We start from the raw sequence: 409 nt of genomic DNA on the forward strand, positions 1-409 counted from the left end.
GCCGTGTGTCGCGGGCCGGGACCTAGACGATGGTCCAGGTGTCGCGGCCGTTGAGCAGGGCCTGCAGGTCCGCGTCGGGCCTGGCGTCGCGCGCCGCCTGCACCTGGGCGCGGGCGGCGTCGTCGTAGGTGGTGCGATCGGTGTTGCGGAAGATCCCGGTGACGGTGTGGGTGAGGTCCTGGTCCGAGAGCCGGGACAGGGCGAAGGCCAGCTCGTGGTCGGTGGCGTCGTGCACGACGATCCGGTCGGCGTCGACCGAGGCGGTCTCGACGACCTTGAGCTTGAACCCGTCCTGCACGACGGCGTGCGAGCCGCGTCCGTCGTCTCCGGGGGCGCCGAAGACGATCGGCTCACCGTGGACGACGGGGATGAGCCGGTTGTCGGTGTCGCCCTTGCGGAGCACGTCGAA

At 71.4% G+C, this 409-nt stretch carries 1 protein-coding gene; it reads right to left on the reverse strand.

Annotation, left to right across the window (positions count from 1 at the left end; all coding sequences use genetic code 11):
• Positions 1-22: 22 nt before the first annotated feature.
• Positions 23-409, reverse strand: a 387-nt coding sequence (locus tag DBV35_RS29345; protein WP_205648943.1) for a hypothetical protein, incomplete at its 5' end; no start/stop codon positions are given.

Source organism: Acuticoccus kandeliae (assembly GCF_003073115.1).